Annotated in this window: 6 protein-coding genes and 1 pseudogene; all 7 read left to right on the top strand. The window is 73.5% G+C overall.

From position 1 onward, the window contains the following. Positions 1-396: alpha/beta hydrolase family protein (locus ACWEN3_RS38920; RefSeq protein ID WP_452981192.1), on the top strand; the 396-nt coding region annotated here is incomplete at its 5' end. A gap of 254 nt (positions 397-650) precedes the next feature. Next, entirely contained in the window at positions 651-1,355 is a 705-nt protein-coding gene (locus ACWEN3_RS38915) for a sigma-70 family RNA polymerase sigma factor (protein ID WP_452981197.1), read from the top strand. Then, complete coding sequence (gene rsrA / locus ACWEN3_RS38910; protein WP_452981189.1) at positions 1,352-1,654, top strand: mycothiol system anti-sigma-R factor; 303 nt, start codon at positions 1,352-1,354, stop codon at positions 1,652-1,654. The genes ACWEN3_RS38915 and rsrA overlap by 4 nt, the downstream gene beginning before the upstream one ends. Positions 1,655-1,755: 101 nt before the next feature. Beyond that, positions 1,756-3,063 (top strand): HD-GYP domain-containing protein, encoded by a 1,308-nt coding sequence (locus tag ACWEN3_RS38905; protein WP_452981186.1) that lies wholly within the window; start codon positions 1,756-1,758, stop codon positions 3,061-3,063. After that, positions 3,060-4,352 carry an HD-GYP domain-containing protein gene (locus ACWEN3_RS38900; RefSeq protein WP_452981183.1) on the top strand — a complete coding sequence of 431 codons (1,293 nt, stop codon included), beginning with the start codon at positions 3,060-3,062 and terminating at the stop codon, positions 4,350-4,352. Before ACWEN3_RS38905 ends, ACWEN3_RS38900 begins: the two co-directional genes overlap by 4 nt. A 100-nt stretch (positions 4,353-4,452) precedes the next feature. Then, a complete protein-coding gene (locus tag ACWEN3_RS38895) occupies positions 4,453-5,433 on the top strand; it encodes a tetratricopeptide repeat protein (protein WP_452981194.1) in 981 nt (326 codons plus the stop codon). 73 nt (positions 5,434-5,506) lie between these two features. After that, a pseudogene (gene def / locus ACWEN3_RS38890) lies at positions 5,507-6,154 on the top strand (peptide deformylase); the annotation flags it as partial. Positions 6,155-6,229: the final 75 nt, after the last annotated feature.

Below are 6,229 nucleotides of genomic sequence, written 5' to 3'. Positions count from 1 at the left end.
GTGGGCTGGCGGGGCGTGTGGCCGGCCCTCGCCGGGCCGGGGCTGCCGGTGATCTCCGGCGGCCGGAGCGCCGGCGCGCGGGTGGCCTGCCGGACCGCGACCGAGCTGGGCGCGCACGCGGTGCTCGCGCTGAGCTTCCCGCTGCACCCGCCCGGCAGGCCGGAGAAGTCGCGTGCCGAGGAGCTGCTGGGCGCCGGGGTGCCCACTCTGGTCGTACAGGGCGGGAACGACCCGTTCGGGAAGCCGGAGGAGTTCCCCGACGGCGGCCACCGGCTGATCGAGGTGCCGTACGGCGACCACGGGTTCGCCGTGCCCAAGCGGGCGCCGGTCACCCAGGAGCGGGCCCTGGAGATCGTCACCGGGGGTGTCGTGGAGTGGGCCGCGTCACTCCGGTGACGCGGGAATGCCGGACGGTGGATGGCTGTTGTGGCGGACAGAAGTGCTGAGGCCTCGGCACAGTCGTCGTGGGAGAGGAAGTCCGCCGCATGGGTCCGACCATCTGCCCGAGCCACGAGCGCCGCGCCGACCTGGACTGGACGGTGCTGCACGCGGCCCGGACCGCGCCTATTCGAGGGGCGGTGGGCACGGGTCGTGTTCTATCCTCCGATTCGAGTGGGATCGGTCTCGGTCCTGCCCGGGATCTTGAGGAGGTGGGTCCGGTCACCGGTACCGACGCGACCGACAACGGCCAGGCGGAGCAGCCCGAGGGCCAGGGCGTGAGCGCGGAGACGGGCACGGAGACCAGCTCCGAGTCGACCGCGGAGCGCACCGCGCGCTTCGAGCGGGACGCGCTCGAATTCCTCGACCAGATGTACTCGGCCGCACTGCGCATGACGCGCAACCCGGCCGACGCCGAGGACCTGGTGCAGGAGACCTACGCCAAGGCGTACGCGTCCTTCCACCAGTTCCGCGAGGGCACCAACCTCAAGGCGTGGCTGTACCGGATCCTCACCAACACCTTCATCAACTCCTACCGCAAGAAGCAGCGTGAGCCGCAGCGCTCCGCCGCGGAGGAGATCGAGGACTGGCAGCTCGCCCGCGCCGAGTCGCACATGTCGACCGGTCTGCGCTCCGCCGAGTCGCAGGCGCTCGACCACCTGCCCGACTCGGACGTGAAGGAAGCGCTCCAGGCCATCCCCGAGGAGTTCCGCATCGCCGTCTATCTCGCGGACGTCGAGGGCTTTGCCTACAAGGAGATCGCGGACATCATGGGGACACCCATCGGAACGGTGATGTCCCGGCTGCACCGGGGCCGCCGTCAACTGCGCGGCATGCTCGAGGACTACGCCCGTGAGCGCGGGCTGGTCCCGGCGGGCGCCGGGGAGTCGAACGAAGCGAAAGGCTCGGGCTCATGAGCTGCGGAGAGCCGCACGAGACGGACTGCAGTGAGGTCCTCGACCACCTGTACGAGTTCCTCGACAGCGAGATGCCGGACGTCGATCGCGACAAGTTCCAGCACCACTTCGAGGAATGCTCGCCCTGCCTGGAGAAGTACGGCCTGGAGCAGGCCGTGAAGAAGCTCGTCAAGCGGTGCTGCGGCCATGACGACGTGCCCGCCGACCTGCGGTCCAAGGTCATGGGGCGGATCGACCTGATCCGCTCCGGGCAGACCGTGCCCGAGCACGATGTGACGGCGACGCCCCAGGAGGGCTGAGCGCATCACCCGAACGTGCTAATCCTCAGGTCATAAGCCCCGGACCCCCCGATTTCCGCCCTAGGCTCCGAGCCCGGACAGGCATGGTCGGGGGAGGGGCGATGGAGGCGGTACCGGCGAGAGCGCGCGGCTACGTGGCCTGCGTCGCCCTGCTGGCCCTGCTCTGCGTCCTGCCGCTGCCGGCGACCCACACCCCCTGGTGGGCGCTCACCCTGCTCGCCGCCCTCTACGCGGCCTGCGAGCACGTCGTACGGCGCCGGTTCGGCGGCACCTTCTACCCCGTCCTGCTCGCCGGGGCGTTCCTGCTCGCCCCGCCGGCCGCCGCGCTCGTCCCGCTGCCCGCCGCGCTGCTCTCCCCGGTCGAGGACCGGCCCGCGCTGACGCGGCGCGCGTGGCGGGCCGCGCAGCCCGCCCTCGCCGTCTGGGGCGCCGCACGGGTGCACTGGGCCCTCGGCGGCCGGGACGCCGTCGTCGCCTCCGACTTCCCCTACGCGCTGCTGCCCGCCGGCGCGGCCGTGCTCGCCTTCTGCCTGGTCCTCACCGTGCTCGACGGCGGCATCCGCGCGGTCGCGCTCGGCGTCCCGCCGCGGCAGGCCTGGCGCGGCCCCGCGACCTGCTCGCTCGCGCCGGTCGCGGTGCACGGACTGGCCGGGCTGATGATGGCCGTGCTGTGGCGCAGCCCGTACGGCCCGGTCGCGGCCCTGCTCGTGCTGCTGCCGATGTGGGTCTCCTGGTGGGTGTTCGCGCAGTACCACCGCGAACGCGCCGCCCACCAGGCCACCATCCGCGCCCTCGTGCAGGCCGTCGACATCAAGGACGGCTACACCCGCGGCCACAGCGAACGCGTCGGGCAGGCCTCCGTGATGATCGCCCGTGAACTCGGCATGGGCGACGACCGCGTCGAGGTGCTGCGCTTCGCGGGCATCCTGCACGACGTCGGCAAACTCGGCGTCCCCACCCGGCTGCTGCGCAAGGACGGACCGCTCACCCCCGAGGAACGGCGGATCATCGAACTGCATCCCGAGTACGGCCACGAGATGGTCCGCGGGATCTCCTTCCTCGGCGAGGCCCGCGCGGCGATCCTGCACCACCACGAACGCCTCGACGGCGGCGGCTACCCCTACGGCCTGGTCGGCGCCCAGATCCCCGAGTGCGCCCGGGTCGTCGCCGTCGCGGACGCCTTCGACGCCATGACCTCCACCCGCTCCTACCGCCGGGCCCGGCCGGTCGAGACGGCCGTCGCGGAACTGGAGCGCTGCGCGGGCACGCAGTTCGACCCCCGCATGGTCACCGCGCTCGTCCGGGCCCTGGGCCGCTACGGCTGGCACCCCGCGGTCACCGCCGACGAGCCGGCGTACGGCCCGGCGCCGCGGGAGCAGGCGGTCCCCCGGCCCGGGGCGCCCCGATGACCGCCCTGCGGATCATCCACGGCGCGGCCGCCCTCACCGTGGCCGGCTCCCTCGCCTGGACCCTGTGGACCGGCCTGGACGACCGGGCTGTCGCGCTCGCCTTCGGGGTGCTCACGGCCGTCGGCGAACTGACCCGCTGGAGCGGTGTGGAGGTACGGCAGGCCGCGCCCCTGGGAGCCGCAGGAGCGCTGTCGTACGCCCTGCTGGGGGCCGACGCCGGACGGCCGAGCGGGCACGACGCCGCCCAGGTCGTCACCGTCGTCCTCGCCGCCACGCTGCTCGGCGCCGTCCCGCACATCTGGCGCGGGCGCACGCCCACCCTGGACCACGTGGCCCGCCGCGTCCTCACCGTCGGCTTCGCCGCCGTCTGCTTCCAACCCCTCTACGGCCGGGGCGTGTTCGCCTCCTGGGGCGGCCCGGGCTACGCCCTGCTGCTGGTCACCCTGCTCGGCCTCACCGAGCTGTGCGACGCCGTGCTGGCCGCCGCGCTCGCCCACTCCCGCACCCGCTGGCCGTTCGGCCCGCTGCTGCGCGAGGAGCTGCGCGGGCTGCTCGGCATCGGCTCCGCCGTGTGCGCGACCGGCGCGGTGATGGCGCTCGCGGTCGCCGTCGCCGGGCTGTGGGCGCTGCCCGTGTTCTGCCTGCCCCTGCTGCTCACCCAGCTGTCCGTCCGCCGGTACGCGGCCGTCCGCGCCACCTACCGGCAGACCATCGCCTCCCTCGCCCGCGCCACCGAGATCGCCGGCTGCACCCCCGCCGGGCACGCCCGCCGGGTCGCCGCGCTCGGCCTCGCCGTCGGCAGGGACCTGGGCCTGACCGAGGGCGAGCTGACCGTGCTGGAGTACGCGGCCCTGATGCACGACATCGGACAGCTCAGCCTGGTCGACCCGGTCCCGGCCGGGGCCACCGCCGAGCTGCCCCCGGCGGAGCAGCGGCGCATCGCCCTGCTCGGCGGGGCCGTGGTCCGGCAGACCGGGGTGGACGCGGCCGTCGCCGTCGTCGTGGAGCGGCAGGCCGACCCCTACCGGGAGCAGCCGGCCGCCGCGCGGATCGTCCGGGTCGTGAACGCGTACGAGGAGAAGACCCGGGACGCCGGCCCCGAGGGCCCGCTGCGCGCGCTGGAGGAGCTGCGCCTGGGCACCGCCGACGACTACGCTCCGGAGGTCGTGGAGTCGCTCGCCCGGGTGCTGTCCCGGCCGCACGGGTGGCGCGGGGCCGCGCCGGCCGAGGGCGGCGGGAGACGTACGGCACTGTCTGACCTCGCCCGGGGCTGGGTAACCCATGGGTAATGAGCGCCTTTCCCGGCGTACGTGGTTGGATGCGAGGGAGAGGGTGTCCGGGGGCACAAGCCAGCCCACTGTGCGGAACTGGAACTGGCAGGCGGGAATCGTGAGGATCTTCGGCAAAGGAAGGCACCGGCCCTCCGCCTCCTGGCGGCAGGCCACCGACCGCGCGTTCACGCTCATCGGCGACGGCCGGTACGAGGACGCGGGCGAACTGCTGACCCGCGCCGCCGACCTGGAACCCTGGCTGTCGGAGTCCTGGTTCAACCTCGCCCTGCTGCACAAGTTCCGGCACGACTGGGAGCAGGCCCGCGCCGCCGGACTGCGCGCCGTCGCCCTGCTCGACCGGGAGAGCGGCGCGCCCGACTGGTGGAACGTCGGCATCGCCGCCACCGCCCTGCAGGACTGGCCGCTGGCCCGCCGGGCCTGGCAGGCCTACGGGCTGAAGGTGCCCGGTGGCGCCACCACGGCCGGTGAACCGCTCGGCATGGAGCTGGGCAGCGCGGCCGTGCGGCTCTCCCCGGAGGGCGAGGCCGAGGTGGTGTGGGGCCGCAGGCTGGACCCGGCGCGGATCGAGGTCCTGTCCATCCCGCTTCCCTCCTCCGGACGGCGCTGGGGCGAGGTCGTCCTGCACGACGGGGTCCCGCACGGCGAGCGCACCACCTCCGCCGGGCACGCCTACCCGGTCTTCGACGAGATCGAGCTGTGGGCGCCCTCGCCCGTCCCCACCTGGGTGGTTCTGCTGGAGGCGGCCACCGAGGCGGACCGGGACGCGCTGGAGCAGCTCGCGGCGGACGCCGGGTTCGCCGCCGAGGACTGGTCGTCCTCGGTGCGGCTGCTGTGCCGGATGTGCAGCGAGTCCCGGATGCCGTCCGACGAGGGGGAGGGCGTGCATCTGGATCCGCATGATCACAGCGAGCCCGGGCACCCCGGCCCGCTGGGGCACCGCACGGACGGGCAGCTGTGGGTGCCCGAGCGGGAGTGCGGGGTGGCCGCGCCGGCCGCGCTGGTGCGGGGGCTGCTGGACGGCTGGGTCGCGGACAGCCCGGACTCCAGGGACTGGCGGGATCTGGAAGAGGTTTGCTGAGCGGCCGGTGACCAGCCGCCTTTAGGCTGTACTCGCAGAATTTTCCAGGCTTGCAGGAAGGCGTACGTCGGTCATGGCTCAGCAGGACACCGATCAGCAGCACGCGGGCGTGCTCCCCGTCGACGACGAGGGCTACGTCGTCGACACGGAGGACTGCGAGGAGCGCGAGAACGCCTGGCGGGAGCGCGGGACCTCGCGGCCGGTCACGGTCGTCGGCAATCCGGTGCTGCACAAGGAGTGCAGGGACGTCACCGAGTTCGGCGAGGAGCTCCAGCAGCTGGTCGCCGACATGTTCGCGAGCCAGCGCACCGCCGAGGGCGTGGGCCTGGCCGCCAACCAGATCGGTGTCGATCTGAAGGTCTTCGTCTACGACTGCCAGGACGACGAGGGCGTCCGGCACGTCGGCGTGGTGTGCAACCCGAAGCTGGTCGACCTGCCGGCGGACCGGCGCCGCCTGGACGACAGCAACGAGGGCTGCCTGTCCGTGCCGGGGGCGTACGCCCCGCTGGTCCGTCCCGACTACGCCGAGGTGACCGGCCAGGACGAGCAGGGCAACCCGGTCAGGGTCCGCGGCACCGGCTACTTCGCACGGTGTTTGCAGCACGAGACCGACCACCTCTACGGCTACCTGTACATCGACCGGCTGTCCAAGCGGGACCGCAAGGACGCGCTGCGGCAGATGGCCGAGAACGAGCCACGCTACCCCGTGGTCGCCAACGACATGTTCGGCAACCGCACCGTCTGCGGCATCGGCCGCGGCGACTCCGCGATGCGGGTCGCGGGCCGCAGACCCAAC

The sequence above is a fragment of the Streptomyces sp. NPDC004561 genome, assembly GCF_053602155.1.
This window is presented reverse-complemented; position numbering and strand designations above follow the sequence as displayed.

Bases quoted from the DNA above. Each gene is read 5' to 3' on its own strand.
- ACWEN3_RS38900 (WP_452981183.1), top strand. From the start codon at position 3,060: ATGACCGCCCTGCGGATCATCCACGGCGCGGCCGCCCTCACCGTGGCC.
- rsrA (WP_452981189.1), top strand. From the start codon at position 1,352: ATGAGCTGCGGAGAGCCGCACGAGACGGACTGCAGTGAGGTCCTCGAC.
- ACWEN3_RS38905 (WP_452981186.1), top strand. From the start codon at position 1,756: ATGGAGGCGGTACCGGCGAGAGCGCGCGGCTACGTGGCCTGCGTCGCC.